The sequence below is a fragment of the Leclercia sp. UBA7405 genome, from assembly GCF_037152215.1.
Classification (GTDB): Bacteria; Pseudomonadota; Gammaproteobacteria; order Enterobacterales; family Enterobacteriaceae; genus Enterobacter; species Enterobacter pneumoniae.
Genome location: NZ_JBBCMR010000005.1, coordinates 33,194 through 54,359 on the forward strand (window position 1 = coordinate 33,194; position 21,166 = coordinate 54,359).

At 56.4% G+C, this 21,166-nt stretch carries 19 protein-coding genes and 1 pseudogene; 6 read left to right on the top strand and 14 right to left on the bottom strand.

What is annotated here, in order from left to right; genetic code table 11:
* Positions 1–13: 13 nt before the first annotated feature.
* The 4 genes and pseudogenes from WFN75_RS19240 to WFN75_RS19255 all read right to left on the bottom strand — a co-directional run bounded on the left by WFN75_RS19240 (position 14) and on the right by WFN75_RS19255 (position 4,767).
* Positions 14–1,663, bottom strand: coding sequence for an alpha,alpha-trehalase (locus WFN75_RS19240; protein ID WP_040078186.1), 1,650 nt, complete (start codon positions 1,661–1,663; stop codon positions 14–16).
* Positions 1,664–1,954: 291 nt separating this feature from the next.
* Positions 1,955–2,149: pseudogene (locus WFN75_RS19245) on the bottom strand (monooxygenase); the annotation flags it as partial.
* Between the two features lie 351 nt (positions 2,150–2,500).
* Positions 2,501–3,853 carry a glutathione-disulfide reductase gene (gorA, locus tag WFN75_RS19250; protein ID WP_263616884.1) on the bottom strand — a complete coding sequence of 451 codons (1,353 nt, stop codon included), beginning with the start codon at positions 3,851–3,853 and terminating at the stop codon, positions 2,501–2,503.
* A gap of 71 nt (positions 3,854–3,924) precedes the next feature.
* Positions 3,925–4,767 (bottom strand): 23S rRNA (adenine(2030)-N(6))-methyltransferase RlmJ, encoded by an 843-nt coding sequence (locus WFN75_RS19255; RefSeq protein WP_040078190.1) that lies wholly within the window; start codon positions 4,765–4,767, stop codon positions 3,925–3,927.
* 178 nt (positions 4,768–4,945) lie between these two features.
* On the opposite strand from WFN75_RS19255, the gene prlC reads away from it, so the two are divergent.
* Positions 4,946–6,988: an oligopeptidase A gene (gene prlC / locus WFN75_RS19260; protein ID WP_212478373.1), complete on the top strand. Its 2,043-nt coding sequence runs from the start codon at positions 4,946–4,948 to the stop codon at positions 6,986–6,988.
* An 8-nt stretch (positions 6,989–6,996) separates the two neighbouring features.
* Positions 6,997–7,752 (top strand): 16S rRNA (guanine(1516)-N(2))-methyltransferase RsmJ, encoded by a 756-nt coding sequence (rsmJ, locus tag WFN75_RS19265; RefSeq protein ID WP_263616885.1) that lies wholly within the window; start codon positions 6,997–6,999, stop codon positions 7,750–7,752.
* Between the two features lie 90 nt (positions 7,753–7,842).
* Here rsmJ and uspA read toward each other — a convergent pair whose 3' ends face one another.
* Positions 7,843–8,280: a universal stress protein UspA gene (gene uspA, locus WFN75_RS19270; protein ID WP_003861223.1), complete on the bottom strand. Its 438-nt coding sequence runs from the start codon at positions 8,278–8,280 to the stop codon at positions 7,843–7,845.
* Between the two features lie 285 nt (positions 8,281–8,565).
* Between uspA and uspB the strand changes: the two genes are divergently transcribed.
* The gene (uspB, locus tag WFN75_RS19275; RefSeq protein WP_003861224.1) at positions 8,566–8,901 is read left to right on the top strand and encodes a universal stress protein UspB; all 336 of its coding nucleotides are present in this window, start codon (positions 8,566–8,568) and stop codon (positions 8,899–8,901) included.
* Between the two features lie 732 nt (positions 8,902–9,633).
* Here the strand turns inward: uspB and pitA are convergent.
* Positions 9,634–11,133 (bottom strand): inorganic phosphate transporter PitA, encoded by a 1,500-nt coding sequence (gene pitA / locus WFN75_RS19280; RefSeq protein WP_040078196.1) that lies wholly within the window; start codon positions 11,131–11,133, stop codon positions 9,634–9,636.
* Between the two features lie 230 nt (positions 11,134–11,363).
* On the opposite strand from pitA, the gene WFN75_RS19285 reads away from it, so the two are divergent.
* Entirely contained in the window at positions 11,364–12,557 is a 1,194-nt protein-coding gene (locus WFN75_RS19285) for an NAD(P)/FAD-dependent oxidoreductase (protein WP_336996677.1), read from the top strand.
* 262 nt (positions 12,558–12,819) lie between these two features.
* The gene (locus WFN75_RS19290) at positions 12,820–13,848 is read left to right on the top strand and encodes a TerC/Alx family metal homeostasis membrane protein (protein WP_040078198.1); all 1,029 of its coding nucleotides are present in this window, start codon (positions 12,820–12,822) and stop codon (positions 13,846–13,848) included.
* A gap of 52 nt (positions 13,849–13,900) precedes the next feature.
* On the opposite strand, the gene WFN75_RS19295 is transcribed toward WFN75_RS19290, so the two are convergent.
* From WFN75_RS19295 to WFN75_RS19305, 3 genes are all read right to left on the bottom strand, one after another.
* Positions 13,901–14,563: an HAD family hydrolase gene (locus WFN75_RS19295; RefSeq protein ID WP_080346650.1), complete on the bottom strand. Its 663-nt coding sequence runs from the start codon at positions 14,561–14,563 to the stop codon at positions 13,901–13,903.
* A 105-nt stretch (positions 14,564–14,668) separates the two neighbouring features.
* The gene (locus WFN75_RS19300; protein ID WP_046886837.1) at positions 14,669–15,463 is read right to left on the bottom strand and encodes an SDR family NAD(P)-dependent oxidoreductase; all 795 of its coding nucleotides are present in this window, start codon (positions 15,461–15,463) and stop codon (positions 14,669–14,671) included.
* A gap of 54 nt (positions 15,464–15,517) precedes the next feature.
* On the bottom strand, positions 15,518–16,378 hold the full coding sequence (locus WFN75_RS19305; protein WP_207292569.1) for a LysR family transcriptional regulator: 861 nt from the start codon (positions 16,376–16,378) through the stop codon (positions 15,518–15,520).
* Positions 16,379–16,474: 96 nt separating this feature from the next.
* Here WFN75_RS19305 and WFN75_RS19310 point away from each other — a divergent pair, with 96 nt between their 5' ends.
* Complete coding sequence (locus WFN75_RS19310) at positions 16,475–16,984, top strand: phenolic acid decarboxylase (RefSeq protein WP_288822079.1); 510 nt, start codon at positions 16,475–16,477, stop codon at positions 16,982–16,984.
* Positions 16,985–16,990: 6 nt separating this feature from the next.
* Here WFN75_RS19310 and acpT read toward each other — a convergent pair whose 3' ends face one another.
* From acpT to WFN75_RS19335, 5 genes are read right to left on the bottom strand one after another with little or no spacing between them, the layout of a single operon-like run.
* Positions 16,991–17,572: a 4'-phosphopantetheinyl transferase AcpT gene (acpT, locus tag WFN75_RS19315; protein WP_207292568.1), complete on the bottom strand. Its 582-nt coding sequence runs from the start codon at positions 17,570–17,572 to the stop codon at positions 16,991–16,993.
* Positions 17,573–17,575: 3 nt separating this feature from the next.
* Complete coding sequence (locus tag WFN75_RS19320) at positions 17,576–18,805, bottom strand: beta-ketoacyl-ACP synthase (protein ID WP_207292567.1); 1,230 nt, start codon at positions 18,803–18,805, stop codon at positions 17,576–17,578.
* Positions 18,802–19,533 carry a 3-ketoacyl-ACP reductase FabG2 gene (locus WFN75_RS19325; protein WP_207292566.1) on the bottom strand — a complete coding sequence of 244 codons (732 nt, stop codon included), beginning with the start codon at positions 19,531–19,533 and terminating at the stop codon, positions 18,802–18,804. The genes WFN75_RS19320 and WFN75_RS19325 overlap by 4 nt, the downstream gene beginning before the upstream one ends.
* Positions 19,530–20,003, bottom strand: a complete 474-nt coding sequence (locus WFN75_RS19330) for an ApeP family dehydratase (protein WP_336996678.1) — start codon at positions 20,001–20,003, stop codon at positions 19,530–19,532. The genes WFN75_RS19325 and WFN75_RS19330 overlap by 4 nt, the downstream gene beginning before the upstream one ends.
* Complete coding sequence (locus tag WFN75_RS19335; RefSeq protein ID WP_336996679.1) at positions 20,000–21,166, bottom strand: beta-ketoacyl-[acyl-carrier-protein] synthase family protein; 1,167 nt, start codon at positions 21,164–21,166, stop codon at positions 20,000–20,002. The genes WFN75_RS19330 and WFN75_RS19335 overlap by 4 nt, the downstream gene beginning before the upstream one ends.

Here is a 21,166-nt window from a genome sequence, read left to right on the forward strand (position 1 = left end):
GCGCTGAGGGGAGCTACGGCTCCCCATATAGCCCAATCAGGCGACGAATCACGCCGTTTGTCCAGCCAAAGCCATCCTGCAGCGGGTACTCCCCCCCGCCACCTTCACGGGGCGTACTGCTGGCGATGTGGTACTTCTCAATCAGCTTGTGGTGCTCCTTGTAATAGTGGTTCACCGTTTGCAGCCAGCTCCAGGCAATTTCATCGCCGAGCGAGTCGTTGCCGTACTGTTTGAACCCCTGGATCGCCATCCACTGCAGCGGGGCCCAGCCGTTGGGTTTGTCCCACTGTTCGCCGGTCTCATACTCCGTGGCCATGATGCCGCCTGGCGTCAGCAGACGCGCTTTTACGGCATCGGACAAACGTTCGGCCTGCTCATGCGTCGACATTCCTACGTACAGCGGCACGATGCTGGCTGCAGAGAACAGGGCCATCTCCTCGCGTCGCCAGTCGTAGTCACGGTAGCAGCCCGTCTCTTCATCCCACAGATAACGGTTCACCGCCGCGCGACGATCGCTCGCCTTCTGATGGAAAATCTCTGCGGTCTCTTTATCCCCTTTCGACGCCGAAATATTGGCGATGGCGCTCTCCAGCTTGAAGAGGAACGCGTTCAGGTCGATAGGGATAAACTGCGTCGTGCGGATGCTCGCCAGCCGTGACGGATCGCGCAGCCAGCGGGAGGAGTAGTCCCAGCCCGAAGCCGCCCCGGCGCGCAAGTCGCGATAAACTTCGTTCGGCGGACGGCCAGAGTGGCGGGCCGTTTCCACGTCTTCGATCCAGGATTCATCGCGCGGAGTGTCACGGTCATCCCAGTAGCGGTTGAGCAGAGAGCCGTCCGGCATACGCACTGCGCTACGATAAGCCTGGTTGAGCAGCAGCGACTCGGCGCCGTCCATCCAGAACGCGTATTCCATCTTCAGGTGGTCCAGATAGCGCTTCGCGCCGCGCACGCCGTCCTCTTCGAACAGCTCGACCATCAGGGCGAAGACCGGCGGCTGGGAGCGGCTCAAGTAGTAGGTACGGTTGCCGTTCGGAATGTGACCGTAGCGCTCAATCAACCACGCAAAGTTATCCGCCATACATTTCAGCAGATCGTTGCGGCCGCTCTCGGCCAGCCCCAGCATGGAGAAATAGGAGTCCCAGTAGTAGGTTTCGCTGAAACGGCCGCCAGGCACGATATAGGCCTGCGGCAATACCAGTAGTGATGACCACGGGATATGATCCTGCGGCTCGCGCGTCAGCACCGGCCACAGGTTATCAATGTGCTCTTTCAGGGACAGACCAGGGTCAGAGATGTACTCTTTGCTGTAGTCTTCCGGCAGCCAGAAGTGGTTCTCCACAAACTGGCGCAGGTTAAAGTCCCGGTGGCGTCTGACTTTACGGTAGCGGATAAGGATATCCAGCGGATCCATCTTTGGCGCGCAGTCGGGGAACGTTTTGCTGTCTGCAAAGAGTCGCGTCGACTGAACGTGCTCAAACAATTCAAGGTAACGATCGGCCGGGGTCAGCGCATCAGATGCGGGCAACCCCTCGATCATTTCCGGTTCCGGCTCCGCCTCAATCATCTCATCCAGTTTTAACTCGCAGGGATCGGTTTCGTAGCGAATCTCTTCCGCAATCTCGAACTCGATAACCTCTGCTGCCTGTAATTTCTGGTTGAACATGGTGGTGTGGACCTCCGGTTTTGTCGTAACAAATACGGGTTTTTCCCGGTCGTCTTTTAAGCGTAGACATTCGCTTCGGTGAATGCGGTGCGAAGTGTGCGGTTGATCACGCTTTTTTCCCCGCTAACGACGCGCAAAAAACATATTAACCCAATGAATTTACAACGTTAAAAGGTATTTTAAGGACGTTAAGCGGGGAATGAAAAATCAGAGCATTCGTTGTCGCGCATTCTCATGAACCGTGGCTGCGGTATGACTGGCTTTCTGGTTCGCGTTAGCGCTCTCGCCCAGCGCCTTACTGGCCGCTTTTTCTGCATGTGCGGCACTGTACGCGGCGAGATGCGAAATCACAATCGCATAGATACTCATTAGTGACACCCACAGGATGCTGTTTTTCCACCACAGCAGGGTAGGTATCGTCAGTATGGTCCAGGCGAGGGCCAGGACGAGGTGTATCTTCGACATAAACGTCGCGGTAATTTTCAGATGCATGTTCTCTACTCAGTCTTAAATTATTTTCTGAAGGGTACGGCTTAGCGCCTTTTAAGATTAGCCAACTCCCTGGCCGACAACGGGCTATTTTGTTACCGTTTGTACATAAGTCCATGAGGCGTGCCTTTGCCGCTAACGTCACCCGCTTTACCCGGAGGGAAAGTGGATTAACGCTGTTAGCAACCTGGCAGCAGGTGGAGAAGACGGGGCAAAGGAGGGGACGTGATCTCCCCATCCCCTGTGGCAGCCCACAAGGATGATGCGTTATCTTTTATTTCATCACGCCAAAAAAAAAACTGGCCGTTGCGCGGCCAGTTTGGGTAAAGCACTCTCCTGCGCAAACAATCAGCGCATGGTAACGAACTCTTCCGCCGCCGTCGGGTGAATCGCAACGGTGTTATCAAAGTCTTTCTTGGTTGCGCCCATCTTCAGCGCCACCGCGAAGCCCTGCAGGATCTCGTCCATGCCGAAACCAATACCGTGAATGCCGACGATTTTCTCTTCCGGACCAACACAAACCAGCTTCATACGGCAAGGCTGGCGATGAGAGGTGACCGCCGTGTACATGGCAGTAAACGACGATTTGTAGACTTTGACCTGCTCGTCACCATACTGCTCGCGCGCCTGCGGCTCGGTTAAGCCAACGGTGCCGATAGGCGGATGGCTGAAGACCACGGTCGGGATATTGCTGTAATCCAGATGCTCGTCCGGCTTGTTGTTAAACAGACGCTCGGAGAGGCGACGGCCCGCCGCAACGGCAACCGGCGTCAGCTCAACCGCGCCGGTGTTATCGCCAACGGCGTAGATGCCCGATACGCTGGTGTTCTGGAATTTATCGACAACGATGTAACCTCTTTCATCGGTTTTAACGCCGGTTACCGCCAGATTGAAGTTGTCATTGGCGGGTTCGCGACCAATTGCCCAGATCAGGCAATCTACGGTCTGGCTACGGCCATCTTCAAGCTCCAGCGTCAGGCTACCGTCGGCATTTTTCACTACCGCTTTCGGTACGGCATTGGTGTGCAGGGTTGGCCCTTCCGCGTTCATCACTTCGACCAGGGTCTCAACGATCAGCGGGTCGAAGCTGCGCAGCGGCGCATGTTTACGCACGAACAGGTGCGCTTCTGCGCCCAGGCCGTTAATTACGCCAGCCAACTCAACGGCGATGTAGCCCGCACCGACAACGGCAACGCGCTTAGGCAGAGCAGGCAGTTCGAAGAAGCCGTCAGAGTCGATACCGTACTCCACGCCCGGAATGTTCGGGTGGCTCGGACGGCCGCCGGTGGCGATCAGGATATGATCGGCGGTGATCGTCTCGCCGTTCACTTCAATCGTTTTTGCATCCACAAAGCGGGCGAAACCGCGGATCACGTCAACGTTGTTCTTGCCCAGCACGTTATCGTACGAGGTGTGAATACGGTCGATGTAGGCGGTACGGCTGGCGATCAACTTATCCCAGTCGAAATGGTTAAGGGTCGTGTCAAAGCCATAATCCGGGCCATACATATGGATAGCTTCGCGGATCTGCGCCGCGTGCCACATCACTTTCTTCGGTACACAACCCACGTTTACGCAGGTGCCGCCTAACTCTTTGGCTTCAATCAGCGCACACTTCTGGCCATACATGGCCGCACGGTTAATAGAGGCGATGCCGCCGCTGCCGCCGCCAATGGCGATGTAGTCATAATGCTTGCTCATGAGTCTTATCCTTAATATCTGGTTGGCGCGATTGTATACCTGAAATCAATAGTTTCCACCGATGCCTGCAATTACTCCGGCACGATCCAACTGACGGTGGCGTGGCCGGTTCCCGCTGGCACCAGGGTTTTGTGCAGCCACGGCAGCACGTTATTCATCTGCGCTTCGAGCTTCCACGGCGGGTTAATGACAATCATGCCGGAGGCAGTCATACCGCGTTGATCGCTGTCCGGACGGACGGCCAGCTCAATTTGCAGGATTTTGCGGATGCCGGTCGCTTCGAGGTCTTTGATCATGCGCTTGATTTGCGCGCGCAATACCACCGGATACCACAGGGCGTAGGTGCCGGTGGCAAAGCGTTTGTAACCTTCGTTGATGCCGGTTACCACCGCCTGATAATCGGTTTTAATTTCGTACGGCGGGTCGATCAGCACCAGACCGCGACGGGAGACCGGCGGCAGTTTAGCCTTCAGTTGCTGATAGCCATCAGCCTTATCTACCCGGGCGCGGTTGTCTTTCTGGAATTCAGAGCGCAGCAGCGGGAAGTCGCTCGGGTGCAGCTCAGTCAACTGCAGGCTGTCCTGCTCGCGCAGCAACTGGCGGGCAATCAGCGGGGAACCGGGGTAGTAGCGCAGCTGGCCGTTGCGGTTGAAATGATTAACCACGCCGATATAGGGCTCCAGCTCGGCAGGCAGGTCGTCCTGCTGCCAGATGCGGGCAATACCTTCCAGATATTCACCGGTGCGCTCGGCATGTTCGCCGCTCAGTTGATAGCGGCCCGCGCCGGCATGGGTGTCCAGATAGAGAAAGGGTTTGTCTTTCTCTTTCAGCGCTTCAATGATCAAGCTCTGAACAGTGTGTTTAAGGACGTCGGCGTGGTTGCCCGCGTGGAAGCTATGGCGATAACTGAGCATGGGTAAAGGTGTTCCATCAGGTAAAAAAAAGCGTATCGCCACAGTATACAGAAAAGTCGCCACCGCCGCGAAAGCGCAACGCCCGGTATTGAAATCCTCTACACTTACCCCCATTACTGACCCATATGCACAGCGCCGGATGCGCGCTTCACTTACTCTATTTAACAGGACAGCGTTTATGACCAATCCATTACTGACGCCTTTTTCCCTGCCGCCATTTTCTAAAATTCTCCCTGAGCATGTGGTGCCTGCCGTTACCGAAGCGCTGGGCAACTGCCGCGCAGCGGTAGAGAGCGTGGTGGCGCAGGGCGGGCCGTACACCTGGGAAAATCTGTGTCAGCCGCTGGCCGAGGTGGACGACGTGCTGGGGCGCATTTTCTCGCCGGTGAGCCACCTGAACTCGGTGAAAAACAGCCCGGAACTGCGCGAAGCCTATGAACAAACCCTGCCGCTGCTCTCCGAGTACAGCACCTGGGTCGGTCAGCACGAAGGGCTGTATAAAGCCTACCGCGACCTGCGCGACGGCGACCATTACGCCGCCATGAATACCGCCCAGAAAAAATCGGTCGATAATGCCCTGCGTGATTTTGAACTGTCCGGTATCGGGTTGCCAAAAGAGAAACAACAACGCTATGGCGAAATCGCCGCCCGTCTGTCCGAGCTGGGTAACCAGTACAGCAACAACGTGCTCGATGCCACCATGGGCTGGACGAAGCTGATTACCGACGAAGCGGAGCTGGCGGGGATGCCGGAAAGCGCGCTGGCCGCAGCAAAAGCCCAGGCCGAAGCGAAAGAGCAGGAAGGGTTCCTGCTGACGCTGGATATCCCGAGCTACCTGCCAGTGATGACCTACTGCGACAACCAGGCTCTGCGTGAAGAGATGTACCGCGCCTACAGCACGCGTGCGTCCGATCAGGGGCCGAATGCCGGTAAATGGGATAACAGCCCGGTGATGGCCGAAATCCTTGCCCTGCGTCACGAGCTGGCGCAGCTGCTGGGCTTTGAAAGCTATGCCGACAAATCTCTCGCCACCAAAATGGCGGAGAACCCGCAGCAGGTGCTGGACTTCCTGACCGATCTCGCCAAACGCGCCCGTCCGCAGGGTGAGAAAGAGCTGGCCCAGCTGCGCGCCTTCGCGAAAGCGGAGTTCGGCGTGGACGAACTGCAGCCGTGGGACATCGCTTACTACAGCGAAAAACAGAAACAGCATCTCTACAGCATCAGCGATGAGCAGCTGCGCCCGTACTTCCCGGAAAACAAAGCCGTCAATGGCCTGTTCGAAGTGGTGCAGCGTATCTACGGCATCACGGCCAAAGAGCGCAAAGATATCGACGTCTGGCATCCGGATGTGCGTTTCTTCGAGCTGTATGACGAGAAAAATGAACTGCGCGGCAGCTTCTACCTCGATCTCTATGCGCGTGAAAACAAGCGCGGCGGGGCGTGGATGGATGACTGCGTGGGCCAGATGCGTAAAGCGGACGGTACTCTGCAGAAGCCGGTTGCCTACCTGACCTGTAACTTCAACCGTCCGGTGAGCGGCAAACCGGCGCTCTTTACCCACGATGAAGTGATCACCCTGTTCCACGAGTTCGGTCACGGTCTGCACCACATGCTGACCCGCATCGAAACCGCGGGTGTCGCCGGTATCAGCGGTGTGCCGTGGGATGCGGTCGAGCTGCCGAGCCAGTTTATGGAAAACTGGTGCTGGGAGCCGGACGCGCTGGCATTTATCTCCGGCCATTATGAGACCGGCGAACCGCTGCCGAAAGAACTGCTGGATAAAATGCTGGCGGCGAAAAACTACCAGGCGGCGATGTTTATTCTGCGCCAGCTGGAGTTCGGCCTGTTCGATTTCCGTCTGCACGCCGAGTTCAGCCCGGAGCAGGGGGCGAAAATCCTTGAAACGCTGGCCGAGATTAAAAAGCAGGTCGCCGTTATTCCGGGGCCAACCTGGGGTCGCTTCCCGCACGCGTTCAGCCACATCTTTGCGGGCGGCTACGCAGCGGGTTACTACAGCTACCTGTGGGCCGACGTGCTGGCGGCGGATGCCTACTCCCGCTTTGAAGAAGAGGGGATTTTCAACCGCGAAACCGGGCAGTCGTTCCTCGACAACATCCTGACCCGTGGCGGTTCCGAAGAGCCGATGGAGCTGTTCAAACGCTTCCGTGGCCGTGAGCCGCAGCTGGATGCGATGTTGGAGCATTACGGTATTAAGGGTTAATTGCCGCAGTGAAAATTTGTTTGCTCGATGAAACAGGCGCCGGAGACGGCGCCTTATCTGTTCTGGCCGCCCGCTGGGGGCTGGAGCACGATGATGAAAACCCGATGGCGCTGGTAATGACGACAACGCATCTGGAACTGCGCAAGCGCGACGAACCGAAGCTCGGCGGCATATTTGTCGATTTTGTCGGCGGGGCGATGGCGCACCGGCGCAAATTTGGCGGCGGTCGCGGCGAAGCGGTTGCCAAAGCGGTCGGCATCAAAGGCAGTTATCTGCCGGACGTGGTGGATGCCACGGCAGGGCTAGGACGCGATGCGTTTGTGCTGGCCTCGGTGGGCTGTCGAGTGCGAATGCTGGAGCGTAACCCGGTAGTGGCAGCATTGCTGGACGACGGATTAGCGCGCGGCTATGCGGACCCGGAGATTGGCCCATGGCTGCAAGAGCGCCTGCAATTGATCCACGCCTCCAGCCTGACGGCGCTGACTGATATCGCACCACGCCCGCAGGTGGTCTATCTCGACCCAATGTTCCCGCATAAGCAGAAAAGTGCGCTGGTGAAGAAAGAGATGCGGGTGTTTCAGTCGCTGGTGGGACCGGATCTGGATGCGGATGGGCTGTTGGCACCTGCCCGGCTGCTGGCGACAAAGCGTGTGGTGGTGAAACGCCCGGACTACGCACCGCCGCTGGCGGATGTGGCGACCACCAACGCGGTGACCACGAAAGGGCATCGGTTTGATATTTATTCTGGTACGCCGGACGTATAGTGCGGTCTGATGGCCTCACCTCAACCCCTCTCCCACGGGGAGAGGGGCTCGATCATTCCCTCTCCTGTGGGAGAGGGGCAAACGTTTTATTTACTCGTCTTCTTCGTCACGCAGCGGAACAATCAGCATATCCACGTGCACGGTATTGATCAGCTGGCGCGCGGAAGACATCAGCTTGCTCCAGAAGTCCTGATGATGACCGCAAACCACCAGGTCCATATCGTATTTCTTAATCGCATCAACCAGCACCTGACCGAGGTCGCCGCTACCGCTCAGGGTCTCGGTAATCGGGTAACCCGCATTCGTTGAAAGCTCGCTCAGGGCGTGGTGAGTCTCTTCAGAAATACGCTTCTGCATATCCCCGAGATTGACATCGATAAGGCCGGTATAGAGATCGGAGTAGTTAACGTCGACGTGAATCAGGGAAACTTTCGCATTATACGGACGTGCCATGGATACGGCTTTATCGACCAGCACTTTGCTCTCCGGGGAGAGATCGACTGCGATAAGAATATGTTTGTAAGCCATAGTGTTACTCCTTCCTTAAGTGATCGATGACCAGCGCATTCAGCCGCTGTCTACCTGCTCTCATTACGGCCCAGTTGAACAAATTTTTCAAGCATTGGTGTTGATAACGATTAACCTTGTGGCAAAAAAATTAACGGATCTCCTACACTATTGATTAAGCCGGTCGGATATTAAAACGTTAACCCGTCCGGTTTCGTGTGACTCTTTCACTGAGCGGTCTGTCAGGGTATCGGGGAGCGGTAGTCCCGAAGCGTTGCTTCGTGGGCGTGTCGCCGGGGAGGAGGTATGATTAGCACCGTCGCATTATTTTGGGCGTTATGTGTAGTTTGCATCGTAAATATGGCGCGCTACTTCTCATCGCTACGCGCGCTACTGGTCGTTCTTCGTGGTTGCGATCCATTGCTTTATCAGTATGTGGACGGTGGAGGGTTCTTCACCTCGCATGGACAGCCCAGCAAACAGATGCGTCTGGTGGGGTATATCTACTACCAGCGTTACCGCGATCATCATGATGAAGAGTTTATCCGGCGCTGCGAGCGCCTGCGTCGTCAGTTCATTTTAACCAGTGCGCTGTGTGGCCTGGTGGTGGTGAGTATGATTGCGTTGATGATCTGGCACTGAACGCAGGAAAGGCGGGGGTGACCTCGCCTTTATTCCTAAGATGATGGTTTTATCGTGAACCGAAGTTCAGATACGTTTTCATGCAAAGAAAACACGTGGCCACTGTAGGTAATGGCTACCTCACCTTTATCGTTTATCCGCGCTTCAGAAATGCTGCCTGTCCCTTCCAGAACTGGCGATTTTGTCGCTAGCTCCTGGACAATGTCAGCGTTTTTACCCTGTAACGGCTGCGACAAATAATATCGATAAATCGTAGGTACGGTTGCGCCTCCCTGGTTGTTCACAGTCATATAAAGCCAGACGCTATTTGAAATCTCATATGTACGGAGAAGTTTATCGCTGGTTCGCGGATTGGGCTTCTGGTTTAGCCATGCGAATCCGATAACCATAATGAGCAGCGCCAGTGTGGTAAATCGATGAAGCCATCTAATAGCCGCTCTGAATGGCATAATTTATCCCTTCTCGAATATTACGCTGGTCTGTCGGATCGTCACCGTAAGGTGGTTTTTCGTACCATTTTCCCCATTCGGGTTTTGAGGTTCCTGCTCTTCCCTGAGCCCATCCCGCACCCATCAACAAGATATCCTGACCGGAATGATAAATACTCTTCATGGGCAATGATGTACAAAAAATGTTCAGGATTTTCTTAGGGTTGTAAGGTTTTCTGTAAACCGACAGCCATAAAAAAAGCGGGTCAGTTTCCTGACCCGCTTTTTTTGTCTCTGCCTGCGATTAGAGGAACTGCAGAGAGATCCAGTACAGACCGCCAGAGAGCAGGATAGACGCCGGAAGGGTAAACACCCAGGCCATCAGGATGTTGGTCACGGTTTTGCGCTGCAAACCGCCGCCATCAACGATCATGGTACCTGCCACGGACGAAGAGAGTACGTGGGTTGTAGAGACCGGCATACCGGTATAACTCGCCAGACCGATAGAAACGGCGGCGGTCATCTGCGCGGACATCCCTTGCGCATAGGTCATGCCTTTCTTACCGATCTTCTCGCCGATTGTGGTCGCCACGCGGCGCCAGCCAATCATCGTACCCACGCCCAACGCTAACGCGACCGCCATGATGATCCAGATTGGCGCGTATTCGATAGTGTTCAGCATGTCGCCTTTCAGTTTCTTCAGCAGACGTTTATCGTCAGCGTTCACGTCAGGCAGCTTGCCCACTTTGTCGGTCACGTCGGAGATGCACAGCATAATGCGGCGCAGCTGGCTACGTTGCTCGACAGAGAGTTTGTCGTAGCTTTCGACATCCGTCAGCATGCCTTTCGCCCGTTCCAGCGCGCTTACCGCGTTAGCCGGGTGGCAGTGGAACTCACCCGGTGCCGTAGTTGCCCCCGCGTCCGGAGAAGGGATTAACTGATCCACGCCGGTCGCTTGTTTCAGCAGCTCAGGACGCTGCTGGAAGAAGGTTTCCACGTTGTTGACCGCATCGCGCGTACGGGTGATTTCGTAGCCCGTGGCGTTCATATTCACCACAAAGCCCGCCGGTGCCACGCCAATCAGGACCAGCATCACCAGACCAATACCTTTCTGACCGTCGTTAGCGCCGTGAGAGAACGCAACGCCGATGGCAGAAATGATCAGGGCGATACGTGTCCAGAATGGTGGCTTTTTCTTGCCATCTTTCTTTTCACGCTCGGCCGGCGTCAGGTGGATACGGGCCCGTTTTTTGGTGCCGCTCCAGTAACGACGCAGCAGGAAAATCAAGCCACCTGCGACCACCAGACCAACGATAGGAGAGATAATCAGGGAGCCGAAAATACCCACGACTTTGGGGATGTTCAGCGCGTCCACCACCGAGGTGCCCGTCATCAGTGCATTGGTTAAACCAATACCGATAATCGCGCCAATCAGGGTATGTGAACTGGAGGCTGGCAGGCCAAAATACCAGGTACCGAGGTTCCAGATAATTGCGGCAAACAGCAGGGAGAATACCATGGCAAGGCCATGGCCGGAGCTGACGTTCAACAGGAGATCCGTTGGCAGCATATGCACGATTGCGTAAGCTACACTCAGACCTCCAAGCAGAACGCCAAAGAAGTTAGCCACCGCCGCCATGACAACCGCAACCTGCGAGCGCATAGCACGTGTATAGATAACCGTTGCCACTGCGTTCGCCGTGTCATGGAAGCCGTTAATCGCTTCGTAGAACAAAACAAATGCCAGAGCAAGCAATAATAAAAGCCCGGTATGCAGATCCAGGCCAGCAAACAAATGTAGCATAGGACGTTACGCCATCTTGGGGACATGAACGCGGCGCATTATCCAGGACAAATGCGCAACGGGCAAAGTGAAATATAGCTTTTTTTTGATTTACTGACTGAATTAAGCGTAGCACTAAAACAATATTTTATTACATTTCAACGAAATGAATAAAAATCAGGTTATTAACGCTGGTAGGGCCACCGACGAAACTTTACAATTCGCGCCCTGTGAATCTGGAGGATTAAGACGTGGAAAGGTTTGATGCCATCATTATTGGTGCCGGTGCGGCGGGAATGTTCTGTGCGGCAATGGCCGGACAGGCAGGGCGTCGCATTTTGCTGCTGGACAATGGCAAAAAACCTGGGCGTAAAATCCTGATGTCAGGCGGTGGCCGCTGCAATTTTACTAACCTTTATGTTGAGCCTGCTGCCTATCTCAGCCAGAACCGTCATTTTTGCAAATCTGCCCTGGCGCGCTACACCCAATGGGACTTTATCGACCTTGTAGGTAAACATAATATCGCCTGGCATGAAAAAACGCTCGGTCAGCTGTTTTGCGACGATTCTGCGCAGCAGATTGTCGATATGTTAGTCGCTGAGTGTAATAAAGGCGGCGTTACTCTCCGTTTACGTACCGAAGTGTTAGAAGTAACCCGCGATGAGCAGGGCTACACCCTGCAACTGAACGGTGAAACCGTTCAGGCGGCGAGTCTGGTCATTGCCAGCGGCGGCCTGTCGATGCCGGGGCTGGGGGCGTCGCCATTTGGTTACAAAATCGCTGAGCAGTTTGGCCTGAAAGTTTTACCGACCCGCGCCGGGCTGGTGCCGTTTACTCTCCATAAGCCGCTGCTCGAGCAGTTGCAAACCCTCTCTGGCGTTTCGGTGCCGTCGGTGATCACCGCCGAAGACGGCACCGTTTTTCGTGAAAATCTGCTCTTTACCCACCGTGGTCTTTCCGGTCCGGCGGTATTACAAATTTCCAGCTACTGGCTGCCCGGAGAGTTCGTAACGGTGAACCTGCTGCCGGAGTGCGACCTGGCGGCGTTTCTCGATGAGCAGCGTGCGGCGCATCCGAATCAGAGCCTCAAAAATACCCTTGCCATTCACTTGCCGAAACGGCTGGTGGAGTGCCTGATCTTGTTGGGCCAGATTCCTGATACCACGTTAAAACAGCTCAACAGCCGCGATCAACAAACGCTTGTCGATACCCTTACGCAGTGGCGAGTGCAGCCTAACGGCACCGAAGGCTATCGCACCGCAGAAGTTACCCTCGGCGGCGTAGACACCCATGAACTCTCTTCCAGAACGATGGAAGCCCGTAATGTGCCAGGCCTCTACTTTATTGGCGAAGTGATGGACGTTACCGGCTGGCTGGGCGGTTACAATTTCCAGTGGGCATGGGCCAGCGCCTGGGCCTGCGCGCAGGCGCTGGCGGAAAAGTAAAACCTGCCAGACGCCCCGTTGTGAGATAAAATATACCCGTTATCCTTCAAGCTGCAGCTGCGTTGGCTTTGTTACCCGGCTCCTCCCCGGAGCTTGTCTTTTAAGGCCAGCACAAGCGTTTTAGTCTGCAGCTTGAATGATGCAGGGTAGTGAATTCCCGCCCCCGAGCGGGATTTTTATTTTATTAAGGGTAAAGAGACCATTTAACGGTCCGCCCTTTTCTTTGCTGCATGGTGTGTCTGGTTCTCAAAAAGGGTTGTATATGGCATCTGCTCATCTCGGTTTCCCTACGGAAACCGTTGTTGTCTTTGTTGTGATGGCTGTCGGGGCGATGTTTATCGACCTCTTCATGCACCGTCACGACAAACCGATCTCGTTAAAAAGCGCCGCGATGTGGTCCATCTTCTGGGTCATGATGGCGATGGCCTTCGCCGGTTTTCTCTATGTTCACCACGGCGCGGAAATGGCCAGTCTGTTCCTCACCGGTTATGCCCTCGAGGAGGTTCTCTCGGTCGATAACCTGTTTGTGATGATGGCAATCTTCGCCTGGTTCGGCGTGCCGGATAAGTATCGCCACCGCGTGCTCTACTGGGGCGTGTTAGGGGCGATCGTGTTCCGTGGGATCTTCGTGGCAATCGGCACCAGCCTGTTGAGCCTGGGGCCCTACGTGGAGGTGGTTTTTGCACTCATCGTTGCCTGGACGGCGGTAATGATGCTTAAACGTGGCGAAGAGCAGGATGAAGTGGAAGATTATTCCAACCATCTGGCCTACCGTCTGGTGAAACGCTTCTATCCCGTCTGGCCAAAGATCAGCAGCCACAAGTTTCTTCTGACGCAGAAAGAGGTGGATGCTGAACTGGAAAAACCGGAAAACCAGGAGGTGATGGTCGGACGCGTGAAGAAGGCGAAGCGCTATGCCACGCCGCTGCTGCTTTGTGTGGCAGTTGTTGAGCTTTCCGATGTGATGTTTGCGTTCGATTCGGTGCCGGCCATTATCGCCGTAAGCCGCGAACCGCTGATTATTTACAGCGCCATGATGTTTGCCATCCTCGGCCTGCGTACGCTCTACTTTGTGCTGGAAGCGTTGAAGCAGTATCTGGTGCACCTGGAAAAAGCGGTGGTGCTGCTGCTGTTCTTCGTGGCCTTTAAGCTGGGACTTAACGCCACCGACCATTTCTGGCATCACGGCTATGGCATTGGGGCAACCGCCAGCCTGTTTGTGGTACTGGGGGTACTGGCGCTCGGTATTGTGGCGAGTCTGTTGTTCCCCGGGAAACGGAACGCAAGTTAAACGCAAAACGGCAACCTCTGGGTTGCCGTTTTCGTCTCTGCCCAAAAGGAGCTTAATTTTTGATGGGCGAATTCCTGCGCGCGCGCGCCGGATGGAAGTGCCGCCAGTGCGGATCTTGCGCCGCAGCCAGCAGCTCGTGATCGCCACGGGTATCGCCCCAGGCGCGCAGATGGTACTGGGTGAGATCGCCATATACCTTCTCCAGTCTGGCGACCTTCTGTGCACAGCGGCAATTGTGGCCGGTAATCTTTCCGGTCAGCTTGCCCTCTTTCACTTCCAGCTGGGTGCCAATCAGTTTAATACCGAGCTTGTCGGCCCACGGCTGCAATACCAGCGCCGGAGAGGCAGAGCAGATCGTCACCTCAGCGCCAGCGTTCACTTCCGCGGCAACCGCCAGCACGCCCTGCGGACGCATCAGCTTTTTCCAGTACTTTTCACAAAATGCTTCCGCCTGCTGACGTAACCAGTGTTCATCTACCCCGGTGAGGAAGGTTTTGATTAACACCTCTTTCAGTTCATCGCGGGTCAGTTTGCGGCGCACACAGTGGAGCGTGGGCAGCGCCATGCGCACCAGGCGACCCGCAAAATAGCGTTTGCCAAAAGCAAAGCGCAGGAAGGGAATAAAGCTGTCGTGATGGGTTAATGTTCCATCAAAGTCGAAGACAGAGAGCACGGTGGACTTTGCCGTGGTCTCGTCGGCAATCATATTGGTCATAACTACGTCTTAGCGATAGAAAAGTTTCTGCCCGTCAGTTTACCTGTTTTAACCGACTATTTCTTAAACCGACGGGCGTTTTTTACAGCCCGATTGCGCTCAGGATCAGATAATGTCATCCACTACGCCGCCGTCCACGCGCAGCGCCGCGCCGGAGGTGGCCGAAGCCTGCTGCGAGCAGACATACACCACCATGTTCGCCACTTCCTCTACCGTGGCGGCACGCTGAATCACGGAGCTGGGACGGTTGGCCATCACAAACTCTTTCGCCAGCGTTTCGAGCGATTTGCCGGTCTTCTCGATCTCATCTTTCATCATGTCGGCAAAGCCGTCAGAGAGCGTCGGCCCTGGCAGCACGCTGTTGACCGTTACGCCGCTACCGGCCACAAATTTCGCCAGCCCGCGCGCCAGCGACAGCTGCGCCGTTTTGCTCACCCCGTAATGGATCATATCTGCCGGAATATTGCAGGCGGACTCGGAGGAGATAAACACCACCCGGCCCCAGCCCTTGCGCACCATGCCGGGCAGCAGGGCGCGTGAAAGACGCACGCCAGACATCACGTTGGTCTGCCAGTAGCGATCCCAGGTTTCATCGTCGGTTGCATAGAAATCCTGCGGGCCGTAAATGCCGGCGTTATTGACCAGAATATCAACGTTCGATGCCGTCCGCAGAACCGCCTCTACCCCTTCCTGGGTGCTCAGATCAGCAACCGCCGCACGTACCGTTACGCCGGGTATCACCTGCTGTAACTGCTGAATCCCCTTGTTGACTGATTCGGTACTGCGGCCATTGATGATCACTTCGGCACCGCTTTCGGCCAGTCCTCTGGCAATGGCGAAGCCAATTCCACCGGTAGAAGCCGTTACCAGCGCCACTTTCCCCGTAAGATCAATTTTCACGGTCTGCTCCTTGTCATGATTGAAGTTCAGACCCATAAGCGTAGCAGTTCAGCGTTATGACGGCTGGCTGAAGAGGCGCAGTAAGGTATCGACCTGTTCATCGAGCGGGGTGAGGGTGCGTTTCACGATCAGATGAAGCGGCGTGGCGCGGCGTAAGCCGTGGCTCAGGGGGAGTACCTTCAAAACGCCGCTTTCCAGCTGCGGCTGGATGCGCTCTTCTGGCAACCAGCCATATCCCACCTGGTACATCACCGCTTCGATGGCGGCATCGATGGTCGAGAAGGTCCAGGCTTCACCACCCGCAGGGGCGGCATGGTCCTGTCCCGCTATCTGGATAAGAGGCCACGGACGCAGCATCTCATCATTGAGCGGCGCGTCAAGGGCAAACAGTGGGTGGTCCCGATGCGCCACGGCCACAAAATCAATATTCATGAGCCACTCGCCGCGCCCGGTCACATCCTGACGACGGGTTAAGACCATCACGTCGGCTTCGCTTTCGGCCATCGCCTCGCCGGCGTTTTCGAGAATTTCGGTCAGATGGACCTGGGTTTGCGGGTAGCGTTGTTGAAACTGACGCAGAATGGCAAAAAGATGGCGGCGAGGGAAGATGCTGTCTACCACCAGATCCAGCCGGGTGCGCATCCCGTTTCGTAGCGTTGTGGCGTGGTTTTCCAGCCAGGTGAAGGCCTTCAGCAACGGTTTCACCTGTTTTAGCAGCAGTTCGCCTTCGGGCGTCAGCACGGCCCGACGGCCCTCCTGTACCAGCAGAGCCACGCCCAGCCGCTCTTGTAAGAGTGCTAGATTGTAGCTGACGGAAGACTGGCTGCGGTGAGTCTCTTCGGCGGCCCGCGCAAAGCTGCCTAACGCAATCACGCGTTCAAGCAGGGCCCACTGTTCAAGGGTCGTTTTATGCATAACCTATCTAATTTTTGAATGAATTTGATTAAATCATAGCGTTATTCATCCAATTTTTGCAGGCGTAAGATGACCTCATTGAAACAGAGGAGAATCATTATGAGCCAGTTTGATAAATTTGATTTGAGCGGTTTCGTCGGTAAACATCTGGTTTATACCTATGATAACGGCTGGAACTACGAGATTTATGTCAAAAACGACCATACCCTCGACTACCGTATTCATAGCGGGATCGTGGCGAATCGCTGGGTAAAAGACCAACATGCTTACATTGTCCGCGTCGGCGAGAGTATTTATAAAATTTCCTGGACTGAACCGACCGGTACTGACGTAAGCCTGATAGTGAACCTCGGGGATAAACTGTTCCACGGCACGATCTTCTTCCCGCGTTGGGTGATGAATAACCCGGAAAAAACCGTCTGCTTCCAGAACGACCACCTGCCGCTGATGGCCGAATACCGTGAAGCGGGCCCGGCCTATCCGACGGAAGTGATCGATGAGTTCGCGACTATCACCTTTGTTCGCGACTGCGGGGCGGATAACGATGCGGTGATCGCCTGTGCTGCCAGCGAGCTGCCGGCAGACTTTCCAGCGAACCTGAAATAAAGCGCGCTATACGACCTGTAGCGCTCCATCATGCAGGGGGAAGGGGGTAGGCGTACAGACGGCGAGACTGAGTGCACCGTACTGGAAGTGGCTAACGCTCAGGGCGGAATGGTAGGTGCTATCCACGCTGACAATCTGCCAGGCGCTGCCGCCGCGCTGCTTCACAATCGCCTCTTTGCGCGTCCAGATGCGCCAGAAAGCAGACAGTTTTGCCTCTGGCGCTTCCTCTTCTAGCTCCCGGTGTTCGGCCACGCTAAAGACGGCATTGGCCAGTGCCTGCCAGTTATCGCGTGGGCGCACCACTTCGATATCACAGCCCACTTCGCCTTCGTCACTCAGCAGCAAGGCGATATCATCACCGCTGTGGCTCAGATTGAACCAGAAGGGTTTGGCATCGACGAACGCAGGCTTTCCCTGTTCGCCAAAGACAATCTCCGGTAATGGGGCAGGGGATAATGCCCGGGTGAGCAGCGTCCTGCCCGCCAGCCAGGCTGCATGACGTGCGCCTTGCGGCGCCTGGTCTGACAGCGCTGATGCCAGAGGATCGGCGCTTAGTGTTGAAATCTTTCCCAGTAAAAACTGGTACATAGGTTAAGCCCAGCGTTTGATGATAAGAGAAGTATTAATGCCGCCAAAGGCGAAATTATTGCTTTGCAGATACTCGCAATCAATATGACGGGCTTCACCCATAATATAATCTAATGCGCCGCATTGCTCATCCGGTTCTCTTAAATTGAGCGTCGGCGCGAACCAACCTTCACGCATCATCTGCAAACTCATCCAGGCTTCCAGCGCGCCGCAGGCCCCCAGCGTGTGGCCAAAATAGCTTTTTAACGACGAAATCGGCACGTTATCCCCATAAATAGCAGCCGTTGCCAGACTTTCAGCCATATCTCCCCGATCGGTCGCGGTGCCGTGGGCTGAGATATACCCCATATCCAGCGGGCTTAAGCCTGCCATTTTCAGCGACTGCTCCATGCAAATCTGCATCGTCTCTTTCTGCGGCTGGGTGATATGCGCGGCGTCGCAGTTGGTGGCAAAGCCAACGATCTCGCCGTAAATCGTCGCTCCGCGCGCTTTGGCGTGCTCCAGCTCCTCCAGAATCAGCGTACCTGCCCCTTCGCCGATCACCAGACCGTCGCGCGAGGCATCAAAGGGGGAGGGTGTCGTTTTGGGCGCGTCGTTGCGCTGGCTGGTGGCGAACAGGGTGTCGAAGACCGCCGCCTCAGAGGGGCACAACTCTTCGGCGCCGCCTGCGACCATCACCGTCTGGTAACCGTGACGAATCGCTTCCCACGCGTAGCCAATAGCCTGGCTGCCGGAGGTGCAGGCGCTGGAGGTGGGGATCACGCGGCCGCGCAGGCCAAAGAACAGCCCGGTATTGACCGCCGTGGTGTGCGGCATCATCTGCACGTAGGTGGTGCCGGTAATATTATTGGTGTGCTTTTCGGTCAGCATGGTGGCGAACTCGCTCACCGGACCGGTACTGCCGGTTGAGGAGCCATAGGCAATGCCGGTCTCCCCGTTGGTCAGCACCGCATCGCCAATCAGACCTGCCTGCTCAAGCGCCAGTTCGGTGGCGCGGGTCGACATCAGCGACACGCGGCCCATGGCGCGGATACGCTTACGGGTGTAGTGCTCCGGTAGCGTGAAATCGTCAATGGGGGCGCCAAGCAGGGTGTGCAGACCCGCGTAAACCTGCCACTCCGGCATTTTGCGTACCGCATTCTCATAGGCCTGCAGGCGAGCCGAGACCGACTGCCAGGTCTCACCAAAGGCGGTGACGCCGCCCATGCCTGTAATCACTACGCGACGCGTCATAGCATCCCTCCGTTAATGGAAATGACCTGGCGGGTAACATAGCCCGCAATGTCTGACATCAAATAACTGGCCAGCCCGGCAACTTCATCCGCCTGGCCCATACGTTTCATGGGGATGAGGGACATCGCCTCTTTGAGTGCGGTCTCTTCCATCTCGATCATCCCGGTATCAATCAGCCCAGGGGCAATGCAGTTGACGGTGATTTTTCGTTTCGCCAGCTCAATGGCCAGGGCTTTTGTGGCCCCGATAATCCCCGCCTTGGCCGCGCTGTAGTTGACCTGGCCACGGTTGCCCATCACGCCGGAAACTGACGATAGCGTGATAATGCGCCCTCCGCGGCGGGTACCAATCATCGGCATAATGCAGGGGTGAATAACGTTGTAAAAACTGTCGAGGTTAGTGTGGATCACGCTGTCCCAGTCATCTTCGCTTAGCGCCGGGAAGGCGCCATCACGAGTGATCCCGGCGTTGCTGACCACGCCGTACCAGGCACCAAAGGTGTCGATCTCGCGTTCCAGTACGTCGCGACACTGTTCGCGATTACCCACGTCAAAGGAGAGAACACGGCCACTGCCGCCCGCCTGCTGGATGGCTTCCAGCGTCTGCTGCGCGCCAGCATCGTCGCGGTGGTAATGCACGCCAACGGTAAACCCATCGGCGGCAAGTTTCAGGGCGATAGCCCGCCCAATGCCTTTACTGGCTCCGGTGACCAGAACGGAACGACTCATGTGCGTGCTCCCTGACTGAATAGTGATGTTAACTCTTCCTGTGTAGGCTGAAAGGTATTGACCCGGCCCGTGGCCAGCAACGCCTCGCCCGCAGTGATGGTGCATTCAAAACTGCCGAACCGCTCATCCAGCATCAGCAGTTTGACCGTGACAGCCAGCTCTTGACCGGCGGCAAACAGGCCCGCGGCGCACACCAGCTCACGGGCGCCCAGTACCATACCGAGCGAAATGGTGCTTTGCCCCTGCTGCTGACGATGCCAGCCGGACCAGACGCCAACGGTCTGCGCCATTAGCTCCAGGGCATACCAGCCCGGTAAGGCACCATCGGCATTCAGAAACGGGGCCAGTACCCCTGTGTGATTTACCGTGACGCGGCAGACGGCAGACTCGTCGGTGACCTGTTCCACCGTTTCAAGCAGCAGCATGGGCGCGTCGTGCGGCAGATAGTCCACCGGCAATAGATAACTCATGACACTCTCCCCAGCAGGATGCTGGCATTGTTGCCGCCAAAGGCGAACGAGTTGGACAAAATCACCGGTTTCTCGAGCGCGACCGCATGGTGCAGCAGGCCGCACGCCGGTAAGGTGGGATCGGGGGCGTAGCGGCTAAAGTCTTGCGCCGGCAGCGGCAGGTCGCGGGTAAGGATCAGCCAGCTGAGGGCGGCTTCGGTAATGCCCGCCGCGCCCAGGGTGTGCCCGGTCAGATGTTTCGTTGAGCTGCAGGGCACGCTGTCGGAAAAGAGATCATGGACCACCTGCGACTCAATCTGATCGTTGAGCGGCGTGGCGGTACCGTGAAGGTTGATGTAGCCCACGTCTGCAGTCGTCAGTCCGGCATCGTTCAGCGCCTGCTGAATGGCGCGAATAGCGCCTTCACCCTGCGGATGCGGCGCAGAAATATGGTACGCGTCGCTCGATTCACCCGTCCCCAGCAGGGCCACCGGCTGCGGCTCGCGGGTGAGCACCATCAGGCCAGCCGCTTCGCCAATGGTGATGCCGTGGCGATCGCGACCAAAAGGCTCGCACAGCGTGGGCGAGAACGACTCCAGGCTGTTAAAACCATTCACCGGCATGCGGCTTAGCGTATCGGCCCCGCCGACAATGGCAACATCCACCAGTCCTGCCTCGATCAGGCGACGCCCGCTGATGATAGCTCTGGCGCTGGAGGAGCAGGCAGTAGAGAGGGTATAGGCAGGCCCTTCCAGCGCCAGCCAGTTTGCGAGAAAGCGGGAAGGATCGCCCAACTCCTGCTGCGAGTACTGCCAGCGAAGGCTGGCCTCACCGTTGAGTGACAGACGCACATGCTCATCGCCCTCATCCAGCCCGGATGTGCTGGTGCCGAGGATCACCGCCACGCGGTCACGACCGACGCGGGCAATAGCATCGTCGACGGCAGGCTGGATTTGCGCCAGCGCCGCCAGCAGAAGTTGATTATTACGGGTGCGGTGCGGCGCAAAGTCGTCCGGTATGGGGGGCAATTCGCCCTCCACGCCGCCCAGTATGGCATCCTGTCCCTGAAGCCATCCTGCGCGGGTGTGCATGCCGGGAGCGATGCCGCGGATCAGGTTAGCCGCAATCTCGTCGGGGTTATTACCCAGCGCGTTGACCATGCCAACGGCAGATATGTAGATCAT